This window comes from Pantoea piersonii (assembly GCF_003612015.1).
GTDB classification, from domain to species: domain Bacteria; phylum Pseudomonadota; class Gammaproteobacteria; order Enterobacterales; family Enterobacteriaceae; genus Pantoea; species Pantoea piersonii.
In genome coordinates, this window is sequence record NZ_RARB01000004.1 from 14,446 (window position 1) to 35,368 (window position 20,923).

Below are 20,923 nucleotides of genomic sequence, written 5' to 3' on the forward strand. Positions count from 1 at the left end.
TTCAGCGGGGGCCGCGCGCCCCCGTTTCACTCATAATCCCGCTCGTCCTCCGGCTGCTCCAGCACCGTATAGGCCACGCTACACAGCAGTGAATTCAGGCGCTTCATATCCCCCAGCAGTCCCAGATGCAGCGAGCTGGTCTCAATGCTCTGGACGTTCTTCTGATGCAGCCGCTCGACATGCGCATGCGAGAAGCGGCGAATCAGAATGCGGAAGCGATGTTTAGCGCGGCGCAGCCGTTTCGCGCTGGTGATGTCGCGGGAAAGAAAAACCGACAGGCTGAGGCGCAGGTTCGCCAGCAGCTGTTCGTGCAGCGTTTCTAACTCCTGTATGCCTTCCGGGGAGAAAGCGCGGCGCGGCATCAGCGCCTTATCCGCGACGTCGGCGCTCATGCGCTCAATAATGTCGCCCGCCTGCTCCAGGTTTAACGACATTTCAATAATTTCGCCCCAGCGGCGCGAATCCTCTTCCGACAGATCCTCTTTCGGCATACGCGCCAGGTAGAGCTTGATGGCGGTATAGAGCACGTCCACATCATCATCCAGCCGCCGCACCGTACGCTCTTCGCGTACTTCGCCGTGCACCACCTTGCTGAACGCCTCCAGCATCATTTCCAGCACGTCGCCGATGCGCAGCGCCTCGCGCGCGGCGTTGACCAGCGCCAGGGCAGGCGTATCCAGCGCGCTGCGGTCAAGGTGGCGCGGTTTGAGCGTCATATCCGCTTCGGCATCATCGCGGATCAGACGAGTACAGAGCCGCGCCATCGGTTCGGCGAAGGGCACCATAACCAGGCAGCGGATCAGGTTGTAAAAGACGTGGAAGAAGATCACCAGCTCTTCGTCATTGACCGGCATCTTATCCAGCCAGGGCGCCAGCAGATTGACAAAGGGCAGCATCGCCAGCGAGCCGAGCAGCTTAAACAACAGGCTGCCGAGCGCCACCCGTTTGCCTGCGGCATTGGAGCCGCTGGCGTTGAGCATCGCCAGCAGACCGCTGCCGAGATTAGCGCCGATTACCAGACAAAGCGCCACTTTAAACGAGATGACGCCTGCAGCAGACAGCGTAGCGGTAATCAGCACCGCCGCCAGGCTGGAGTAGCTGATAATGGCGAACAGCGCGCCGATCAGCGCATCCAGCATGATATCGCCGGTCAGGCTGGAGAAGAGTACCTGCACGCCCGCCGCCTGGGTAATAGGCCTGGCGGCGCTGACAATCAGCTGCAGCGCCAGCAGAATCAGTCCCAGCCCAATGCTGGCGCGGCCCATCTGCCCGACGCGCGTCTGCTTGCGCGACAGAAAGAAGATGACGCCGAAAAAGATAAACAGCGGCGACAGCCAGGAGAGATCGAAGGTCAGGATACGCGCCATGATGGCGGTGCCGACGTCGGCGCCCAGCACCACGACCAGCGCAGGCGCCAGGCGCATTAGCTTCTGCGCCACGAAAGAGGTGACCAGCAGCGTGGTGGCGTTACTGCTCTGCACCAGCGTCGTCACGCCGATGCCCGCCAGAAACGCCATGGGTTTCTTTTCAATGCTGCGGCTGAGCACGCGGCGCAGATCGGCACCGAAGACGCGCATAATGCCGGAGCGCACGATATGGGTGCCCCAGACCAGCAGGGCGACGGCAGAGAGAAGATTGAGCAAGGTCAACACGTCACGCCACTCCATAACCGTCAGGCTAAAAAGCAGCAGAGAGCCAGCCTGACGGTAAGAGCAATCTGCAAAGAGAGCCGTCGGGCGGGGCGCAATTTTTCCTGAGTTTTAAGGGACCTGCGCACGCTGCCGACTCTTTAACTGTAGACCAGTTCTCTGAGGCAGGAGGGGGATAAATGCTGGCTTCTTAACCGCAGCGGCCGCAAGGCCAGAGCAGGGAATCTTGTGATCTGCATCACATTACAGCATGATGGCGATCTTTTACGGAAAGCCATTATGGAGGCCAGTTATGAACGTTAAACCCACCGGCGGTCAGTACATCGCATTGGCGCTGCAATGGGTGCTGAATCTGGGACTGCTGGCGCTGGCGGTGATTCTGGCGGTGTTTCTTGGCAAAGAGACGCTGCACCTTGCTAACGTGTTGCTGAACACCGGCGAGCAGGCGTCGTCCTATCTGCTGATTGAGGGAATTGTGATCTATTTCCTCTACTTCGAATTTATCGCCCTGATCGTGAAGTACTTCCAGTCGGGCTATCACTTTCCGCTGCGCTATTTTGTCTATATCGGCATTACGGCGATTATCCGGCTGATTATCGTCGATCACAAAAATCCCTTCGATACGCTCTGCTACTCCGGCGCCATTCTGATTCTGGTCGTGACGCTGTGGCTGGCCAACAGTAACCGCCTGAAGCGCGAATAAACGTCGCCAGGTGTGCCCGCCGCGCCTCTGCGCTACACTGTTGCCCTCAAAATTGACGGGAGTGGTGATATGTCGCAAGAGGCGCTCAGCTTATTACGCGCGCTCAACTGGCTGCCATCCACGCATCCGACGCTGACCGCGCCGCTGCTGGACTGGCTGATGGAAGAGGACTCCATGACGCGCCGTTTCGAGCAGCACTGTCAGGAAGTGACGGTGCGGCCGATGCGCGAAGGTTTTATTAACGCCGATGAGCTTACCGATGAAAGGGCGCTTCTGCCTGACGATACGCGCTTCTGGCTGCGCGAGATCGTGCTGTGCGGTGACGACGAGCCCTGGCTGATTGGCCGCACGCTGGTGCCGGAGAGCACGCTCAACGGCCCGGAGCAGATGCTGCAACAGCTGGGAACGCGCCCGCTTGGCCGCTATCTCTTCTCCTCTTCGACCTTAAGCCGCGACTTTATCGAACCCGGCAGCGTCGGCGCGCTCTGGGGACGGCGCTCGCGGCTGCGGCTGTCGGGCAAGCCGCTGCTGCTGACGGAACTGTTTTTACCTGCCTCGCCGCTCTATCGCGACCTGGCCTGAGGAAGATTTAACGTGCAAAAGAGCGTAGAGATGAGCAAGTTTCAGGCCTATAGCCGCCTGATGCGTATTGATAAACCGATCGGCACGCTGCTGCTGCTGTGGCCGACGCTGTGGGCGCTGTGGCTGTCGGATATGGGCGTTCCGCCGTTCCGGGTGCTGGTGGTGTTTGTGCTTGGCGTCTTTGTGATGCGCGCGGCGGGCTGCGTCATCAACGATTTTGCCGATCGCAAGGTCGACGGTTTCGTAAAGCGTACCGCCGGTCGTCCGCTACCCAGCGGCGCGGTGAGTGAGAAAGAGGCAAAAATCCTGTTTGTGCTGCTGGGGCTGCTGGCGTTCGCGCTGGTCCTCACCATGAACCTGATGACCATCCTGCTTTCGCTGGGCGGTCTGGCGCTGGCGTGGTCTTATCCCTTTATGAAGCGCTATACCCATCTGCCGCAGGTGGTGTTGGGCGCAGCGTTCGGCTGGGCGATCCCTATGGCCTGGGCGGCGGTTAGTAAGTCCTTACCGCTAGAATGCTGGCTGGTGTTTCTGGCTAATATCTGCTGGACCGTCGCCTATGATACGCAATACGCGATGGTGGATCGCGACGACGATATTAAAATCGGCGTCAAATCAACGGCGATCCTGTTTGGCCGTTACGACAAGCTGATTATCGGCCTGCTGCAGTTTGCAACCCTGGGTTTGCTGGCGCTGGTCGGTTCGCTGATGCAGCTTAACGCGCTGTTTTACTGGTCGCTGCTGGGTGCCGCCGTGCTGTTTGTTTACCAGCAAAAACTTATTGTCCACCGTGAGCGCGACGCCTGTTTTCAGGGATTCCTTAACAATAACTATGTCGGGCTGGTGATCTTTATCGGCGTGGTACTGAATACGCCGCCGTTCAGCCAGCTGTTTTAAAAGCAAAAGGGCGACAATTTTGTCGCCCTTCGAGTTTGCTGGCAAGGTGCCCATGCGGGAGAGAGGGCCCGATCGCAAAGACGCAAAAGCGGCATCCCTGCCAGCTCGGCCCGCGACATCCTTGTCGCGGGACGCTTTGCTCTTCGGGCCCTCTCTCCCGCCGACTAGACTCATCAGCTGCCTGAAAAAAAGGGCGACATCTCTGTCGCCCTTTGCTTTATCTGCCTGCGGCTATTTACTCATGCGCGACTGCGCTTTCGATAGTTAACCGCACATCGCTGGTCACCAGATCGGCCAGAATATGCCAGGCGGCCTGAGTACGCTCGACGTCGGCATCGCCGGTATCGCTGATATAGCCCTCATCACGCAGCGTCAGCACCAGCGTAGTAAATACAGCCTTATCGAAAAACTCCGGCGCGTTAATGCCGTGCAGCACCGAAAGACGCTGCGCCAGCATACGGCTCTCTTTCTCCAGCGTGCCGCGGTTGATGGTCGGCTTCGCGCTGAGGATAGAGAAAGTAATGGCGTAACGTTGCAGCGTCTCGCGGATGCCTGCGGCCAGCAGCTGCAGCGTGCGGTAGCGCGCCGCGGTGTGGCGCAGCTGTCCATCCTGCAGGGTAATCAGGCCCTGACGCGCCAGCTCCTGACACAGCGCGCTCAGCAGCGCCGGCAGCGCGTCGATTTCCCAGCGCAGGAACAGTTCGCTTTTCAGCATCGGGTAGATCAGACGGACCTGGCGCAGCAGCTCGGCTTCGCTCAGGTTCGGATGCTGCTGAATAATGGCGGCAATCAGCGACGGCATCACCAGCATATGGTGAATATTGTTGCGGTAATAGGTCATCAGCACCGCCTGCTCGCGCGGCAGAATGATGATGTCGCCGATATTATCCTGTTCAGTTTCGAACTTATTCATGCTCATGGCATGGTTCAGCAGCTCTTCCGCTGAAAGCGGCGGCACCGTCGATTCCGGAGAATAGGGCACGTTACGCAGCAGCTCGATGTAGCACTCAAGCTGCTCGATCAACTGCTCGCGCGTCAGCGAACGCTGGCGTGAGGCGAGCAGCGCGGTAACGCACAGGTTCATGGCGTTGGCGGCGCCCGCTTCGTTGATGCGCACCATCAGGCGCGCCGCGATATCGTTCACCGTCGGCGTCAGCCAGCTGGGACGTTGCGGTTCAATCGGGTCGATAGCGTCGCGCCACTCCGGCACCTGCTTGTTCAGGTAGTTCACCAGCGGCAGCGGTTCGCCGAAGTTAACGTAGCCCTGACCCAGATTGCGCAGCTTACGCAGACCGCGCACCATCTGCATAAAGCCTTCTTTCTCTTTCGCCGCGCCGCGTAGCTCTTTGGCGTAAGTGCCCACTTCCATAACGTGCTCATAGCCGATATAGATCGGCACCAGCGTAATCGGACGTTTGCCGCCGCGCAGCATCGCCTGCAGCGTCATCGCCAGCGTGCCGGTTTTGGGGTCGAGCAGACGGCCGGTACGTGAGCGCCCACCCTCAACGAAATATTCGACCGAATAGCCGCGGCTAAACAGCTCGCCGAGATATTCGCGGAATACGGTGGCGTAGAGTTTGTTGCCTTTAAAGGTGCGACGAATAAAGAATGCGCCCAGGCGGCGGAAAATCGGCCCGGCGGGCCAGAAGTTAAGGTTGATACCTGCGGCGATATGCGGCGGCACCAGGCCCTGATGATAAAGCACATAGGAGAGCAGCAGATAATCCATGTGGCTGCGATGGCAGGGCACATAGACAATCTCATGGCCATCTTCCGCCAGCTGGCGCACGCGCTCGCCGCCGTTGACGTTGATGCCCTGATAGAGACGGCTCCAGAGCCAGCCCATCACGCGATCGGTCACGCGGATCGCCTCATAAGAGAAGTCCGCGGCGATCTCTTCCATCATCTCGACAGCGTTCTGCTGCGCCTTCTCATGAGAGAGCTTTTTACTGCGCGCTTCTTCTTCCACCGCTTTTTCAATCGCTTTGGACTGCAGCAGCTTGTTGAAGAGATCCTGTCGCGCCGGCAAACGTGGGCCGACCGCCGCTAACCGCTGACGCGCAAAGTGAATGCGCGCCACGCGCGCCAGTTTCTGCGCGATAGATTTATCGGTGCCGTGCTGCGTCGCCATCCAGCGCAGCGAGACGGTCGGGGAAAAGCGCACAAAGCTGTCGCGGCCGTGCCAGACGATGGCGAAAAACTTCTCTACGCCGTTAAGCTCGCGCAGGTGCGGCGTATCGTCGCCCTGAACTTCACGACCTGGCGCACGGCCGAACATCACCGATACCGGCAGCATCTGGATATCCAGATGTGGATTATTGCGGTGCAGATCGAGATATTCGTGGAAAATTTTCACCGATTCCGTGTTCGGCCCGAAAGCGGGGAACACGCGCGGGCCATTGTGAATAAACACGTGGCGCGGCAGCAGCGTGCCGTCAATTTCCAGCGGCACCAGCGGATCGGGCAAATTATGCTTCAGACACTGCTGACGCAGCGTCAGCAAATCCGCCTTGGAATCGTATGGCAGCACGTACATAATCGGCCGCGTCGGATCGAGTCCATGTTCGGAAACGGGATCGGCCGGAATAGCCTTAGTTTTTACCAGAACGGAAAGTGGTAAATTCAACAATTTATAATAGAGTTTACGCCAACCTGACATAGACAACATGAAGCCTCTTGTTAGCAAAGCGCCGCAAGCATATCAGAAAGTGCTGCGAAGATCTGTGTGGTGCCAAACGCACCTGGCCCAGACATTGACGTCAAACAACTAAAAGGGTTCCCTCGCAATGGCAAGTAATACCACCGGTTTGCTCAGGATTGTGAAAGCGGCAGGCTACTCCTGGCAAGGACTGCGCGCCGCATGGCAGCATGAGGCCGCGTTTCGTCAGGAAGCCACGGCCGCCATCATCGCCGTTATTATCGCCTGCTGGCTGGATGTCGATACCGTCGCGCGCATTCTGATGATCGGATCGGTGGTGCTGGTGATAATCGTCGAGATCCTTAACAGCGCGATTGAAGCGGTGGTCGATCGCATTGGTCAGGAGCGTCATCCGCTGGCCGGACGGGCGAAAGACATGGGCTCGGCCGCCGTCTTGCTGGCTATCATACTGGCGCTGTTTGTCTGGATCGCGCTGCTTTGGTCCCATTTGCGCTAGGCTTTCCACAATTGCCCAAATGGCTGTTATTTCCCTGGGTTTTGGTTTTCATTTCGCCAATACCTGTATATACTCACAGCGACTGTATAAACAACCAGGGGGCGGGATGAAAGCATTAACCACCAGGCAGCAACAGGTTTATGACCTGATTCGCGACCATATCAACCAGACGGGCATGCCGCCGACGCGTGCGGAAATCGCCTCGCAGCTGGGGTTCCGTTCCCCCAACGCCGCCGAAGAACATCTGAAAGCGCTGGCACGTAAAGGCGTTATCGAGATCGTCTCCGGCGCATCACGCGGCATTCGCCTGCTGATGGAAGAGGAAGAGTCTAACGGGCTGCCGTTGATCGGCCGCGTCGCCGCCGGTGAACCGCTGCTGGCGCAGGAACATATTGAAACGCATTACAAAGTTGATCCCGACCTGTTTAAGCCTTCTGCTGATTTTCTGCTGCGCGTCGCAGGAATGTCGATGAAAGATATCGGCATTATGGATGGCGATCTGCTGGCGGTACATAAAACGCAGGATGTGCGTAACGGCCAGGTCGTAGTGGCGCGCATCGATGACGAAGTCACGGTAAAGCGCTGGAAAAAGCAGGGCACCGTGGTGCATCTGCTGCCGGAAAACAACGACTTCGAGCCGATTATCGTTGATACCCGCACGCAGTCGCTAACCGTTGAAGGTCTGGCGGTGGGCGTGGTGCGCAACGGCGAGTGGCTCTGACCGGTTGCCTTCAGACGCCTGCATCGTTTCGTCAGGCGTCTGTACGATAAGCTGTTAAAGCGCTCTCAGTGCGGTTAACGCCGCTCCTTTCTGTTTTACGTTTTCAGGCATGGACCGGCTGATGCGTCTCTTCTCTACAGACGACCGACACCTCTGGCGGCTGGCGCTGCCGATGATCCTTTCTAACATTACCGTGCCGCTGCTCGGCCTGGTGGATACCGCCGTTATCGGCCATCTCAACAGTCCGGTTTACCTTGGCGGCGTGGCGATTGGCACCACCGCCACCAGCTTCGTCTTTATGCTTTTCCTGTTTCTTCGCATGAGCACCACGGGCTTTACCGCTCAGGCCTTTGGCGCACGCGACCCGCAGGCGCTGGCGCGAGCATTGACGCAGCCGCTGCTGATGGCGCTGCTTGCTGGCGGACTGTTTGTGCTGCTGCGCGATCCGTTAAGTTCGCTGGCGAGTCGGCTGGCGGGCGGCAATCCGCAGGTGCTGGAACAGGCCGCGCTCTTCATTCATATCCGCTGGCTTAGCGCGCCGGCGACGCTGGCGAACATGGTGATCCTCGGCTGGCTGCTGGGCGTGCAGTATGCCCGCGCGCCGGTTGTGTTGCTGGTGGTGGGCAACGCGGTAAATATCCTGCTCGATCTCTGGCTGGTGCCGGGGCTGAAGTGGGGCGTCGCGGGCGCGGCGACCGCAACGGCGGTGGCGGAATATGTCACGCTGGCGGTAGGGCTGGCGATGGTGTGGCGCGTGCTGAAAATACGCGGCATCTCCATGGCGGTGCTGAAACAGAGCTGGCGCGGCGATATTAGCCGTCTGCTGCGTCTCAATCGCGACATCATGCTGCGCTCGCTGCTGCTGCAGCTCTGCTTTGCTTCGCTCACCCTGATCGGCGCGCGTCTGGGTCCTGAGATCGTCGCCGCTAATGCCGTTCTGCTGATGTTTATCACCTTTACCGCCTATGCGCTCGACGGTTTCGCCTACGCGGTGGAAGCTGTCTCTGGCGAAGCCTACGGCGCGCGCGACGGCGACAGGCTGCTGGCTGTATGGCACGCCGCCTGTCGTCAGGCAGGAATGGTGGCGCTGGCGTTCGCGCTGATTTACGCGGCGAGCGGCGAAGCTATAGTGGCGACGCTCACCTCGCTGGATTCGCTGCGGCAGCAGGTGGATCGCTATCTGTTCTGGCAAATCATCCTGCCGCTGGCGGGGGTGTGGTGCTATTTGCTGGACGGCCTGTTCATCGGCGCAACGCGCGGGCGAGAAATGCGTAACAGTATGGCGGTTGCCGCGCTCGGCTATTTCCTGACGCTGCTGACCTTGCCCTGGCTGGGTAACCACGGTTTATGGCTGGCGGTGACGGTCTTTCTCGCGCTGCGCGGCGTCTCGCTCTGGCTAATCTGGCGGCGTGAATGGCGTCTAAACCGCTGGTTTAGCTGCTAATTAGCCTCTGCGCTCGCGTCTGTTTTACGGCTCGTTAAACAGATTATTCTGTAATTATCCCGCAGTTGCCGATTCGTCTACTATAATTACCTTACAACAGCGCGACACAGCAGCGCTTTGTATTGTCGTACTGCCATTACATGGTGGTATGTAAAACTAAGGATGACGTGGAGGTCTGAAATGAATAAAGACGAAGCGAGTGGTAACTGGAAGCAGTTCAAAGGCAAATTCAAAGAAAAATGGGGCAAGCTGACCGACGATGATATGCAGGTTATCGAAGGTAAACGCGATCAGCTTGTCGGCAAAATTCAGGAACGCTACGGTTACGCTAAGGATGAGGCAGAGAAAGAAGTCTCAGACTGGGAAACCCAGAACAAAGATTACCGCTGGTAATCTCCCCGTTCAGCTTTTGTCTGAACGCCCGGCACAGGGAGGTGCCGGTTACCCTCTTTTCCCGCGTTTTTTCCCTTCTGTCTCATGGTCATGATCGCAGCTATCGTGCTCCATGCAGGCTTCTACCTCAGCACAGTCCACACAAAGCCCATGCGCCTCAATCACGCTATGTCGCAGCACAAAGCGCGCTTCGCCAGCGAGATCGTCAATAATCTTCTCTACACCCTGCGCCTGTTTCTCCGTCACCGCCGCGCAGCGATCGCATACCAGCATCACCGAGGTATGGGCGGGCGCTTCAAAGTGATGGCAAATGACATAACTGTTGTTTGACTCTACGCGGTGAATAAAGCCCTGTTCCAGCAAAAAATCGAGCGCGCGATAGACCGTCGGCGGTTTCGCCTGCGGCTCGCTGGCGCGTAACTGGTCCAGCAGGTCATAAGCGCTAATCGATCCATGCTGCGCAGCCATCAGACGTAACACTTCGGCGCGCTGCGCTGTCAGGCGCACCCCGCGTTGCAGGCAGAGTTTTTCAGCCTGGGTCATGATTTGCTCGGGCGTCATTGTCGACATGGTGCTTCTCCGCTAAAAACGAGATGTTATTTTATCACACTAAAATCGCTTGCGCTGGAGTTGCGGTTGTTATCTCTTCTTTGCTGATTTCCAATTAAATATCAATAAATTAAATAGGTATTCAGCGACCAGCTATACCGCAAAGCGGCTTAGCAGTGCCAGCCTTACTGAGATATAAAGCAACAAAATTAACGATTCGCTTTACAACTCACCAGGTTAAGCACTAATGTTCATGAGGCCTTAAGAAACCGCTGGCCTTAATACCCTTTTTTAACTATCCCGCTAAATAATAAAAGCGCCGATTTGTAGCTAAAACATCCAATCCGGCGAATAACAGTGCTGTTTCGACTGAATTCACAGCAATGAACCGTTAGCCGCCGTTCACAATAGCGCTAACGACAAATTCCGATGATGAATGTTTTCCTGATCAAGGTGATGGCAGACAAATGGCGAACAAAACCACCCGGCGCTCCGCGCTTTTATATCCTGCTGTTTTAAATGCGCTTTTTATCTCCTCTTCCGCAATGGCTGCGGGTACCTGGTATGACGCGCGTAACGACGCGATGGGCGGTACAGGTGTCGCTTCCTCTACGTGGAGCTCAGCCGTACTGGCGAACCCGGCGCTGATGACGCGCGCGCAGCCGGATGATAATGTCGGCATCATTTTCCCGTCTGCGGGCTTGCAGATTACTGATAAAGACAAGATGGTCGACAAAGTCGATGACATCAGCGATACCGTTGATCGCTATCGTGACGTGATTAATGGCCTGACCTTCCGTGACTATCTTAACGGCTACCCGCAGTTGAAGACGGCGTCAAAAGACGTAGCGAATCAGCTGCGCGATCTGCGCGGCAATAAGGCTAACGCCACGGCGGGCGTCGCGCTGGCAGTAACCGTACCCAATGAAACCTTGCCATTCGCCTTTATCACCAAGGCTTACGGCACGGTGCACCTGCGCGCCAACGTGGCGCAGAGCGACATCGCCTATCTTGACGGTGTGGCGAACGGTACAGTGATTCCCGTGCCGGGCGATCAAAATAACTTACGCTCCAGCGCAAACGGACTCGCGGCACTGGTAACTGATTATGGCATCTCCGTGGCGCATGAATTCAACGTGGCGGGCCATCCGGTTTCGCTGGGCGTTACGCCGAAGATCCAGAAAACCTGGCTCTATAACTACACCGCCAGCATCTATAACTACGATAAAAACGACCTCAACGGCAGCCGCTACCGCAACGATAATACTGGCTTCAACATCGATGCCGGTTTAGCGACGCCGCTGGGCGACAACTGGACGCTGGGCGTCACCGGGCAGAACCTGGTATCGCGCGATCTGAAGACCAAAGAGACCAACGGCTATCGCGATACCTATCAGATCCGTCCGCTGGTGACCTCTGGCCTGTCATGGACCGGCGGTCCCTTTACCGCTGCGCTGGATGTAGACCTGACCGAAACCAAGCGTTTCAAATCGGAAGAGAGCAGCCAGTACGCTGGGATTGGCGGTGAATATCGCGTGCTGGACTGGCTGGCGCTGCGCGCCGGTTACCGCGCGGATATGAAATCCAACGATGAAAACGTCTTTACCGCGGGTTTCGGCCTGGCGCCGTTCAACAACAAGGTCCATCTGGATCTGGCGGGCTCGGTGGGCGACAACAACACCTGGGGTGCGATGATGCAGCTCGGTTTTAACTTCTGATCAGCGTTTCCAGCCCTCTGTAAACCGGGCGACGCAGAGTCGCCCGGCATCCTGTTAATGTGTTATCCTTGCGCAGATTATCATCACCCTTAACGGATTTTCTGCGCTTCATGAGCAACTCTTTTTCCCCGCAACGTTTTTCCATCGCGCCAATGCTCGACTGGACCGACCGACACTGTCGGTATTTTCATCGCCAGCTGACCGGCGATGCGCTGCTGTACACCGAAATGGTGACGACCGGCGCCATTATTCACGGCAAGGGCGACTATCTGGCCTACAGCGAGGCGGAGCATCCGGTTGCGCTGCAGCTCGGCGGCAGTGACCCGGCGGCGCTGGCGCAGTGTGCGAAACTGGCGGAGGCGCGCGGCTACGATGAGGTAAACCTCAACGTCGGCTGTCCTTCCGATCGGGTGCAAAATGGTCGGTTCGGTGCCTGCCTGATGGCGGAAGCCTCGCTGGTGGCCGAATGTATCGACGCCATGCGCCAGGTCGTTTCGATTCCGGTGACGGTAAAGACCCGTATCGGCATTGACGAGCAGGACAGCTACGCCTTTCTGACTGACTTTGTCGGCACCGTGGCGCAGCGCGGCGGCTGCGACACTTTTATTATCCATGCGCGCAAAGCCTGGCTCTCCGGCCTGAGTCCTAAAGAGAACCGCGAGATCCCGCCGCTCGACTATCCGCGCGTCTACCAGCTGAAGCGTGACTTTCCGCAGCTGACTATTGCTATTAACGGCGGCGTAAAGTCACTGGAAGAGGCGAAAACCCATCTGCACTATCTCGACGGCGTGATGATGGGGCGTGAGGCCTACCAGAATCCAGGCCTGCTGGCGCAGGTAGACCGCGAGCTGTTTGGCCGCGACGCGCCGGCTGTCGACCCGGTGGCGGTGGTGCGCAGCATGTATCCCTATATTGAGGCGGAGCTGGCGAAGGGCACTTATCTGGGCCATGTCACGCGTCATATGCTGGGTTTATTCCAGGGCATCCCAGGCGCGCGCCAGTGGCGTCGCCATCTGAGCGAGAATGCGCATAAGCCGGGCGCAGACGTACGCGTGCTGGAAGCTGCGCTGGCGCTGGTGGCGGATAAAATCCCACAGGAAGCGTGACGGCTTTTCACTACATAAAAAGACCAGCCTGAGCGCTGGTTTTTTTTACGCCATAAATCGGCGAATTTCACTATGAGCAAGACTTTGTCTCAGAGGTATTTATAATAAAATCAACAGATTATATTGTGGCACGCTTCTTGAAATAACCTCATGAAATAAAAGTGTAGAACTAACAAGAGGAGTAACGAAGTGGAAATTTTATTCGTGCTGGGCTTTTTTCTGATGCTGCTGGTGACCGGCGTCTCGCTGCTGGGCGTGCTGGCGGCGCTGGTGGTTGCCACGGTGGTCATGTTTGTCGGCGGCCTGTTTGCGCTTGTAATCAAATTGTTGCCATGGCTGGTGCTGGCGCTGGTTGCCGCCTGGGCTTATCGCGCCTTTTCTGGCGATGGTCGTGAGCGTGCACGCCGCAGGCTACGCCGCAAAATCAGCAAGTTAGAGCGACGTCGCGGCTATTAATTGCGGAGGCGATCACAGACTGAAAGATTGCTTATGCCAGTTTTGCAATTAAACATATTTTTTACTTATGTTTTCTGCCAGGATGTTCGCCGTTGAGTCGACATGAATTCATCGCCGCTGTCCCTACACCAGCGCGAACGATAAAAAGAAAAGGGGCTTCCTTCGGGAAGCCCCGTTTGCATTCTGGAATCAGGGAATCAGCAGGCTGGAGCCTTGCGTGCTGCGGTTTTCCAGCGAACGATGCGCTCGCTCCGCCTCTTTCAGCGGGAATTTCTGCTGTTCCGGCACCTCAACCTTGATTGCGCCGCTGGCCAGCAGCGAGAAGAGATCGTTGCTGGCGTGCTCCAGCTCTTCGCGGTTGGTGATGTAGCCGTAAAGCGATGGGCGCGTCACAAACAGCGAGCCTTTCTGATTAAGGATGCCGAGATTCACGCCGGTGACCGGGCCGGAAGCATTACCAAAACTCACCATAAGCCCCTGACGACGCAGCGAATCCAGTGACGCTTCCCAGGTATCTTTACCCACTGAGTCATACACGACCGCCACTTTTTTGCCGTTAGTCAGCTGGCTGACGCGTTCAGCGATGTTCTCTTCACGGTAGTTAATGGTCGCCCAGGCGCCTGCCTCTTTCGCCAGCTTAGCCTTTTCCGCCGACCCGACAGTGCCGATCAGGTGCGCGCCAAGCGCTTTCGCCCACTGGCAGGCGATCAGGCCGACGCCGCCCGCCGCCGCGTGAAACAGAAACGTTTCGTCCGGCTTCACCTGATAGGTCTGGCGCAGCAGATAGTGTACGGTCAGGCCCTTCAGAAAGCTGGCGGCGGCCTGCTCAAAGCTAATGGCGTCCGGTAACGGCATCAGGCGATCTTCCGCCACGTTGTGCAGTTCGCTATAGGCGCCCAGCGCTGCCTGGCAATAGACCACGCGGTCGCCCGGCTTAAAGCGCGTCACCGCGCTGCCGACGCGCTTTACCACGCCCGCGGCTTCGGTGCCGAGACCCGAAGGCAGAGCAGGAACCGGATAAAGTCCGCTGCGCACGTAGGTGTCAATGAAGTTAATGCCGATGGCGCGATTCTCCACCTGCACTTCGTGTTCAGCAGGATCGGCAGGATCGACGTCCACCCATTGCAATACCTCAGGCCCGCCCTGCGCGGTAAACTGAATACGCTTTGCCATTTTTACTCCTGTGATTGTTCAATATGAGGCGTGAGAGGCGCGTCGCCATAAGGTATACTGGCGCGTCCCCTCAGAAGATCGGTATTGCATTCACTATGGCAGGAAATAAACCCACCAACAAATCGAACGACACGCCCGACCGGCAGCTGGAAGGTATCAAAATGCCGCCGCATTCGATTGAAGCGGAGCAGTCGGTGCTGGGTGGGTTGATGCTGGATAACGAACGCTGGGATAACGTCTCCGAGCGCGTCGTGGCGGAAGATTTTTTTAACCGTTCGCATCGTCTGATTTTTTCCGAGATGCAGCGCCTGCTGGAAGCGGGCCAGCCCATCGACCTCATCACGCTGTCGGAGTCGCTGGAAACGCGCGGCGAGCTTGAAATGGCGGGCGGATTCGCCTACCTGGCGGAACTGGCGAAAAATACCCCCAGCGCGGCGAACATCGGCGCTTATGCGGACATCGTGCGCGAACGCGCGGTAGTGCGCGAGATGATCTCGGTGGCGAATCAGATCGCCGACGCCGGTTACGATCCTCAGGGACGCAACAGCGACGAACTGCTCGACTTCGCTGAATCCAACGTCTTTAAAATCGCCGAGTCGCGCGCCAGTAAAGATGAAGGGCCGAAAAATATTCAGGAAGTGCTGGAAGCCACGGTTTCGCGCATTGAATCCCTTGTCTCGACGCCGCACGACGGCGTAACCGGCGTCGATACCGGCTATCAGGATCTGAATAAAAAGACCGCCGGCCTGCAGCCGTCAGATCTGATTATCGTTGCGGCGCGTCCGTCGATGGGTAAAACCACCTTCGCCATGAACCTGTGCGAAAACGCCGCGATGCTGCACGACAAGCCAGTGCTGATTTTCAGCCTGGAGATGCCCAGCGAGCAGATTATGATGCGTATGCTGGCGTCGCTGTCGCGCGTAGACCAGACGCGCATCCGTACCGGCCAGCTTGACGATGAAGACTGGGCGCGTATCTCCGGCACCATGGGTATCCTGCTGGAGAAGAAAAATATGTATATCGACGACTCTTCCGGCCTGACGCCGACTGAAGTGCGTTCGCGCGCGCGACGCGTTTTCCGCGAGAACGGCGGGTTGAGCATGATCATGATCGACTACCTGCAGCTGATGCGCGTGCCGTCGCTCTCCGATAACCGCACGCTGGAGATCGCCGAAATCTCCCGCTCGCTCAAGGCGCTGGCGAAAGAGCTCAACGTACCGGTCGTGGCGCTGTCGCAGCTGAACCGCTCGCTGGAGCAGCGCGCCGATAAGCGCCCGGTTAACTCCGACCTGCGTGAATCAGGCTCTATCGAGCAGGACGCCGATCTGATTATGTTTATCTACCGCGACGAGGTTTATCATGAAAACAGCGACCTTAAAGGCATCGCAGAGATCATTCTGGGTAAGCAGCGTAACGGCCCTATCGGTACGGTTCGCCTGACCTTTAACGGCCAGTGGTCGCGCTTCGACAACTATGCCGGCCCGGCTTACGACGACGAATAGCCTCTCTTTTCGGCATGCACAATCTGTGCATGCCGCCTCGCATCATCAGAAAATAGTGTTGGACAACCTCGCCTTTAATCGGGTTATCTGTATCACAGCGCATGTTTAAGCACTGGAAGCAGCATGACTCACGTAGACGATTACGACCTGAAAATACTGACCTTATTACAATCCAACGGCCGCTTAACCAACCAGGAGCTGAGCGATTTAGTTGGCCTGTCGGCATCGCAATGCTCGCGACGCCGCATCAATCTTGAACAGGCGAATTTAATCCTCGGCTATCACGCGCGTCTTTCGCCCGATGCGATTGGCCTGGGCATGGTCGGTCTGATTGAGGTGCGGCTGATTAACCACACCGCTGAATATGTCGATAGCTTTCACCGCATGGTAGAGCAGGAGGAGGCGATCGTCGACGCGTACAAAACCACCGGCGACGCGGATTATCTGCTGAAAGTGGCGGTAGCCGACCTCGCTTCGCTGAGCGCGCTGATAAGCCAGCTGGTGGCGGGCCATCAAAGCGTGTCTCATGTGAAAACATCGGTGGTGTTAGGTCGTTTGAAAGAGAATGGCCTGATGATGCTCCCCGAGCGCAAAGTGCGCCAAAAGAGTGCATGATGTGCTTATTTGGTGCATCCGGACGCCATTTATGCAAAAGATACGCACAATATCCTGAATTTGTGCATGGGTTGACGGCCTGGCCGTAAAACGTGCGCAAAACCACGCAACAAAAGCGCCTTAGTTATCAACTGGATAATCACTGGCACCTGCCGAAGGCAGCAACGGGCTGACGGTATGGTGCGTTTTTTGCATCTGAGCGGTACGTTTTTTTCGGCTTTGACTGCAATGAGATGACCCATGGATAACGTCGTAGAACCTACCCGAATACCTCATTCGCGCATTGAAGATGCGCTGGCGATTTTGCTCGGCACGCTGATGGTCTCTTTCGGCGTCATTATGCTAAAGCAGGCGGGCGCGCTGACCGGCAGTACCGCCGGCATCGCATTTTTAATCAGCTATCTGTCGCCGCTCTCTTTCGGCAGCGCCTTTTTTCTGATCAACCTGCCGTTTTACTGGCTGGCGGTGCGCCGCATGGGATGGGAATTCACGCTGAAAACCTTCTGCGCGGTGGGGCTGGTATCGCTGTTTACCCATCTGCACCCGCTGTTCGTCCACTTTTCCGCGCTCAATCCCTTTTATGCGACACTGTTCGGTAACGTGATCATGGGCATTGGGTTTATAGTGTTGTTTCGACACAAAGCCAGCCTGGGCGGAATAAATATTCTGGCGCTGTGGCTGCAGGATCGCATCGGGCTACGCGCCGGGAAACTGCAAATGGCCGTCGATACCTGCGTTGTGCTGGCGTCGCTGTTTGTCGTCAGCGTACCGATGCTGCTGGCGTCGGTAGCGGGCGCAGTGATCCTTAATCTGATTATCGCCATGAACCATCGTCCCGGACGGTACATGGTTTAATGCTGCATACACCTCTGTTTTTTACGACCACTCATGGAGATCTGCACCGTGTTTCAAAACGTTGATGCCTACGCCGGCGATCCGATTCTGTCGCTGATGGAAACCTTCAAACAGGATCCGCGCACAAATAAAGTGAACCTCAGCATCGGCCTCTACTACGACGAGCAGGGCATCATTCCTCAGCTCCAGGCGGTCGCCGCCGCGGAAGAGCAGCTGAAGGCTGAGCCGCAGCAGGCGTCGCTTTATCTGCCGATGGAAGGCCTCAACGCGTACCGCAACGCCATTGCGCCGCTGCTGTTCGGCGCGGAGCACCCGATGCTGAAAGCGGGCCGTATCGCGTCGATTCAGACGCTGGGCGGCTCCGGCGCGCTGAAGGTCGGTGCAGATTTCCTCAAGCGTTACTTCCCCAATTCCGGCGTCTGGGTCAGCGATCCGACCTGGGATAACCATGTGGCGATCTTTACCGGCGCGGGCTTTGACGTTAACCACTACCCGTGGTACGACGCAGAGACCAACGGCGTCAAATTCGACGCCTTCCTCGCCGCGCTGCAGGCGCTGCCGAAGCAGAGCATCGTGCTGCTGCATCCCTGCTGCCACAACCCGACCGGCGCCGATCTGACTGACGCGCAATGGGATCACGTCGTTGAGGTGCTAAAAGCGCAGGAGCTGATCCCGTTCCTGGATATCGCCTATCAGGGTTTCGGCGCAGGGATGGAAGCGGATGCCTATGCGATCCGCGCTATCGCCGCAGCGGGTCTGCCGGCGCTGGTCAGCAACTCCTTCTCGAAAATCTTCTCGCTGTATGGCGAGCGCGTCGGCGGCCTCTCTGTGGTGTGCGACAGCGCCGACGAAGCCGGGCGCGTGCTCGGCCAGCTGAAAGCCACGGTGCGCCGCAACTACTCCAGCCCGCCGAACTTCGGCGCGCAGGTGGTGGCGCGCGTGCTGAATGACGATGCGCTGAAAGCCAACTGGCTGGCCGAAGTGGAGGCGATGCGCCTGCGTATTATCGCCATGCGTAAAACGCTGGTGGATGTGCTCAGCACCGCGCTGCCTGGCAAAAACTTCGACTATCTGCTGAAGCAGCGCGGCATGTTCAGCTATACCGGCCTTAGCGCGCAGCAGGTGGAGCGGTTGCGCAATGAGTTCGGCATCTATCTGGTGGGCAGCGGCCGTATTTGCGTCGCCGGTCTCAACAGCAATAATGTGCAGCAGGTGGCGCAGGCGTTTGCCGCGGTAATGTAATCGCGCGGATGAGATCTGCAAGCGGGTGAGCACCCGACGCGTAAAGCGTCCCGCGACTGAGACAGAAGCGCAGAACATTCGCCCGGCGACGGGCGCGCCTCAGGGATAAGAGGCGTATCTGCGCGGGTCGCGCTGGCCGGGAGGCCAGCCTTCGCGTCACTGCGGTCGAACCCCCTCTCTTCAGTAAACTGAAACCCTCAGCTCAGGCTGGCGGTTTTTTTTTGCCTTCAGGTTTACCTTTCCACGACTTATTGCACACTTAAACGGTGTAACCAATTCAGGAAAAAGGCATGTGGCATCAACAAACGCTTACGCTGGGTGAGAAACCCCGCGGCTTTCATCTGGTCACCGAAGAGATCCTCGGTCAAATCCCGGCGCTGGGGCAGGTGCAGACCGGCCTGCTGCATCTGCTGCTGCAGCACACCTCAGCATCGCTGACGCTGAATGAAAACTGCGATCCCACGGTGCGTAGCGATATGGAAAATCATTTTATGCGTCACGTTCCGGAAGAGGCGCCTTACCAGCATGATTACGAAGGCCGCGACGATATGCCGGCGCATATCAAATCTTCCATGCTGGGCGTATCGCTGCTGCTGCCGGTCCAGCGCGGCAAGCTGATGCTGGGCACCTGGCAGGGTATCTGGTTAGGGGAACACCGCATTCACGGCGGCGCGCGGCGCATTGTCGCCACTTTACAAGGGGAGTCGAAATGAACACGTCAGATCTACTGACTTACTGTATGAACAAACCGGACGCGGAGCAGAGCGTTCACAGCGACTGGAAAGCGACGCAAATCAAAAGCGGCGGCGTACTGTTCGCCATGGTGCATGAGGTAAACGGACGTCCGGCGGTGTCGCTCAAAACCACGCCTGCGCTGGCGGAGCTGCTGCGCGAGGAGCACAGCGACGTTTTCCCCAGCGAGCATCTCAATAAGACGCACTGGAGCACGCTGCTGCTGGACGGGTCGCTGAAGGATTCGCAAATCTACTATCTGGTGGATGCTTCTTATCAGCAGGCGGGCGCTACCCGGGCGGCGGGCGTCTGAAAGAAGCGCGCGGCGTTGCGCCGCGCGCCTGGTTGCCGTTACGCCGCCGCTTCGTCGCGCAGCGTATTGATATCAATAACAAAGCGATATTTCACGTCGCTTTTCAGCATACGCTCATAGGCTTCGTTGATCTGATTCATCGCGATCATTTCGATATCAGAAGTGATGCCGTGCTTGCCGCAGAAATCGAGCATCTCCTGCGTTTCGGCGATGCCGCCGATCAGCGAACCGGCAATGCTGCGGCGTTTCATGATCAGGTTAAAGACCTGCGGTGCCGGGTGATCGTGCTCCGGCGCGCCAACCAGCGTCATATTGCCGTCGCGCTTCAGCAGGGCGATAAACGGGTTGAGATCGTGCTGCGCCGCCACGGTGTTCAGAATGAAATCAAAGCTGTTAACGTGCTGCGCCATCTGGTCCGCATCTTTCGATACCACAACCTCATCCGCGCCCAGGCGCTTGCCATCTTCAATTTTTGACGGCGAGGTGGTGAACAGCACGACATGCGCGCCCATCGCGTGCGCAATCTTCACGCCCATATGGCCGAGGCCGCCGAGGCCGACGATGCCCACTTTCTTGCCCGGGCCGACGTTCCAGTGGCGCAGCGGCGAATAGGTGGTGATGCCTGCGCACAGCAGCGGTGCGACGCCCGCCAGCTCCAGGTTTTCCGGCACGCGCAGCACGAAGTTCTCATCGACAACGACCGACGTTGAGTAACCGCCGTAGGTGACGTCGCCGGTTTCGCGATCCTGTCCGTTATAGGTGCCGACAAAGCCGACCTCGCAATATTGCTCCAGCCCTTCCTGACAGCTCGGACAGCTGCGGCAAGAGTCGACCATACAGCCGACGCCGACCAGGTCACCTGGTTTGTATTTGCTGGCGTGATCGCCGACCGCAGTTACGCGGCCAACGATTTCATGTCCCGGCACGACCGGAAAAAGGGTGTTTTTCCACTCGTTGCGGGCCTGGTGCAGGTCAGAGTGACAAACGCCACAGAACAACACTTCAATCTGTACATCATGCGCGCGCAGCTCGCGCGGGGTGTAATCGAACGGTGCTAGTCTGGATTTCGCGTCCTGAGCGGCATAGGCGTGCGTAATATTCATGGTGTCTCCAGGTTC

Annotated in this window: 21 protein-coding genes; 16 read left to right on the forward strand and 5 right to left on the reverse strand. The window is 57.6% G+C overall.

What is annotated here, in order from left to right; all coding sequences use genetic code 11:
- Positions 1 to 26: 26 nt before the first annotated feature.
- On the reverse strand, positions 27 to 1,652 hold the full coding sequence (locus tag D7S44_RS12020) for a Na/Pi cotransporter family protein (RefSeq protein WP_120455875.1): 1,626 nt from the start codon (positions 1,650 to 1,652) through the stop codon (positions 27 to 29).
- A gap of 289 nt (positions 1,653 to 1,941) precedes the next feature.
- On the opposite strand from D7S44_RS12020, the gene psiE reads away from it, so the two are divergent.
- The 3 genes from psiE to ubiA all read left to right on the forward strand — a co-directional run bounded on the left by psiE (position 1,942) and on the right by ubiA (position 3,831).
- Positions 1,942 to 2,352 carry a phosphate-starvation-inducible protein PsiE gene (psiE, locus tag D7S44_RS12025; RefSeq protein ID WP_120455146.1) on the forward strand — a complete coding sequence of 137 codons (411 nt, stop codon included), beginning with the start codon at positions 1,942 to 1,944 and terminating at the stop codon, positions 2,350 to 2,352.
- Positions 2,353 to 2,421: 69 nt separating this feature from the next.
- On the forward strand, positions 2,422 to 2,934 hold the full coding sequence (gene ubiC, locus D7S44_RS12030) for a chorismate lyase (protein ID WP_120455148.1): 513 nt from the start codon (positions 2,422 to 2,424) through the stop codon (positions 2,932 to 2,934).
- Between the two features lie 30 nt (positions 2,935 to 2,964).
- Entirely contained in the window at positions 2,965 to 3,831 is an 867-nt protein-coding gene (gene ubiA / locus D7S44_RS12035) for a 4-hydroxybenzoate octaprenyltransferase (RefSeq protein WP_179256422.1), read from the forward strand.
- A gap of 235 nt (positions 3,832 to 4,066) precedes the next feature.
- Here the strand turns inward: ubiA and plsB are convergent, their stop codons facing one another.
- A complete protein-coding gene (gene plsB, locus D7S44_RS12040; RefSeq protein ID WP_120455876.1) occupies positions 4,067 to 6,490 on the reverse strand; it encodes a glycerol-3-phosphate 1-O-acyltransferase PlsB in 2,424 nt (807 codons plus the stop codon).
- A gap of 127 nt (positions 6,491 to 6,617) precedes the next feature.
- Between plsB and D7S44_RS12045 the strand changes: the two genes are divergently transcribed.
- From D7S44_RS12045 to D7S44_RS12060, 4 genes are all read left to right on the forward strand, one after another.
- Positions 6,618 to 6,986: a diacylglycerol kinase gene (locus tag D7S44_RS12045; protein WP_120455152.1), complete on the forward strand. Its 369-nt coding sequence runs from the start codon at positions 6,618 to 6,620 to the stop codon at positions 6,984 to 6,986.
- Between the two features lie 106 nt (positions 6,987 to 7,092).
- Positions 7,093 to 7,707 (forward strand): transcriptional repressor LexA, encoded by a 615-nt coding sequence (gene lexA, locus D7S44_RS12050; RefSeq protein ID WP_033749144.1) that lies wholly within the window; start codon positions 7,093 to 7,095, stop codon positions 7,705 to 7,707.
- Positions 7,708 to 7,828: 121 nt separating this feature from the next.
- Positions 7,829 to 9,151, forward strand: coding sequence for an MATE family efflux transporter DinF (dinF, locus tag D7S44_RS12055; RefSeq protein ID WP_120455154.1), 1,323 nt, complete (start codon positions 7,829 to 7,831; stop codon positions 9,149 to 9,151).
- A gap of 180 nt (positions 9,152 to 9,331) precedes the next feature.
- Positions 9,332 to 9,544, forward strand: coding sequence for a CsbD family protein (locus D7S44_RS12060; RefSeq protein ID WP_033749146.1), 213 nt, complete (start codon positions 9,332 to 9,334; stop codon positions 9,542 to 9,544).
- Positions 9,545 to 9,592: 48 nt separating this feature from the next.
- Here D7S44_RS12060 and zur read toward each other — a convergent pair whose 3' ends face one another.
- Complete coding sequence (zur, locus tag D7S44_RS12065) at positions 9,593 to 10,114, reverse strand: zinc uptake transcriptional repressor Zur (RefSeq protein WP_120455156.1); 522 nt, start codon at positions 10,112 to 10,114, stop codon at positions 9,593 to 9,595.
- A 446-nt stretch (positions 10,115 to 10,560) separates the two neighbouring features.
- On the opposite strand from zur, the gene D7S44_RS12070 reads away from it, so the two are divergent.
- The 3 genes from D7S44_RS12070 (at position 10,561) to pspG (ending at position 13,373) form a co-directional block, all read left to right on the forward strand.
- Positions 10,561 to 11,811, forward strand: a complete 1,251-nt coding sequence (locus tag D7S44_RS12070; protein WP_120455158.1) for a conjugal transfer protein TraF — start codon at positions 10,561 to 10,563, stop codon at positions 11,809 to 11,811.
- Positions 11,812 to 11,921: 110 nt separating this feature from the next.
- On the forward strand, positions 11,922 to 12,917 hold the full coding sequence (dusA, locus tag D7S44_RS12075) for a tRNA dihydrouridine(20/20a) synthase DusA (protein WP_120455160.1): 996 nt from the start codon (positions 11,922 to 11,924) through the stop codon (positions 12,915 to 12,917).
- A gap of 189 nt (positions 12,918 to 13,106) precedes the next feature.
- A complete protein-coding gene (gene pspG, locus D7S44_RS12080) occupies positions 13,107 to 13,373 on the forward strand; it encodes an envelope stress response protein PspG (RefSeq protein WP_120455161.1) in 267 nt (88 codons plus the stop codon).
- A 189-nt stretch (positions 13,374 to 13,562) separates the two neighbouring features.
- Here pspG and D7S44_RS12085 read toward each other — a convergent pair whose 3' ends face one another.
- Positions 13,563 to 14,546, reverse strand: coding sequence for a quinone oxidoreductase (locus tag D7S44_RS12085; protein ID WP_120455163.1), 984 nt, complete (start codon positions 14,544 to 14,546; stop codon positions 13,563 to 13,565).
- A 95-nt stretch (positions 14,547 to 14,641) separates the two neighbouring features.
- On the opposite strand from D7S44_RS12085, the gene dnaB reads away from it, so the two are divergent.
- The 6 genes from dnaB to D7S44_RS12115 all read left to right on the forward strand — a co-directional run bounded on the left by dnaB (position 14,642) and on the right by D7S44_RS12115 (position 19,805).
- Positions 14,642 to 16,048 (forward strand): replicative DNA helicase, encoded by a 1,407-nt coding sequence (dnaB, locus tag D7S44_RS12090; protein ID WP_033793192.1) that lies wholly within the window; start codon positions 14,642 to 14,644, stop codon positions 16,046 to 16,048.
- A 123-nt stretch (positions 16,049 to 16,171) separates the two neighbouring features.
- The gene (locus tag D7S44_RS12095) at positions 16,172 to 16,663 is read left to right on the forward strand and encodes an Lrp/AsnC family transcriptional regulator (RefSeq protein WP_120455165.1); all 492 of its coding nucleotides are present in this window, start codon (positions 16,172 to 16,174) and stop codon (positions 16,661 to 16,663) included.
- Positions 16,664 to 16,903: 240 nt separating this feature from the next.
- Positions 16,904 to 17,518, forward strand: a complete 615-nt coding sequence (locus D7S44_RS12100; RefSeq protein ID WP_120455166.1) for a YitT family protein — start codon at positions 16,904 to 16,906, stop codon at positions 17,516 to 17,518.
- A 48-nt stretch (positions 17,519 to 17,566) separates the two neighbouring features.
- The gene (locus D7S44_RS12105; RefSeq protein WP_120455877.1) at positions 17,567 to 18,760 is read left to right on the forward strand and encodes an amino acid aminotransferase; all 1,194 of its coding nucleotides are present in this window, start codon (positions 17,567 to 17,569) and stop codon (positions 18,758 to 18,760) included.
- A gap of 290 nt (positions 18,761 to 19,050) precedes the next feature.
- Complete coding sequence (locus D7S44_RS12110) at positions 19,051 to 19,473, forward strand: secondary thiamine-phosphate synthase enzyme YjbQ (RefSeq protein WP_120455168.1); 423 nt, start codon at positions 19,051 to 19,053, stop codon at positions 19,471 to 19,473.
- Complete coding sequence (locus tag D7S44_RS12115) at positions 19,470 to 19,805, forward strand: MmcQ/YjbR family DNA-binding protein (RefSeq protein ID WP_120455169.1); 336 nt, start codon at positions 19,470 to 19,472, stop codon at positions 19,803 to 19,805. Before D7S44_RS12110 ends, D7S44_RS12115 begins: the two co-directional genes overlap by 4 nt.
- A gap of 38 nt (positions 19,806 to 19,843) precedes the next feature.
- Here the strand turns inward: D7S44_RS12115 and D7S44_RS12120 are convergent, their stop codons facing one another.
- The gene (locus D7S44_RS12120; protein WP_120455171.1) at positions 19,844 to 20,908 is read right to left on the reverse strand and encodes an NAD(P)-dependent alcohol dehydrogenase; all 1,065 of its coding nucleotides are present in this window, start codon (positions 20,906 to 20,908) and stop codon (positions 19,844 to 19,846) included.
- Between the last annotated feature and the right edge of the window lie 15 nt (positions 20,909 to 20,923).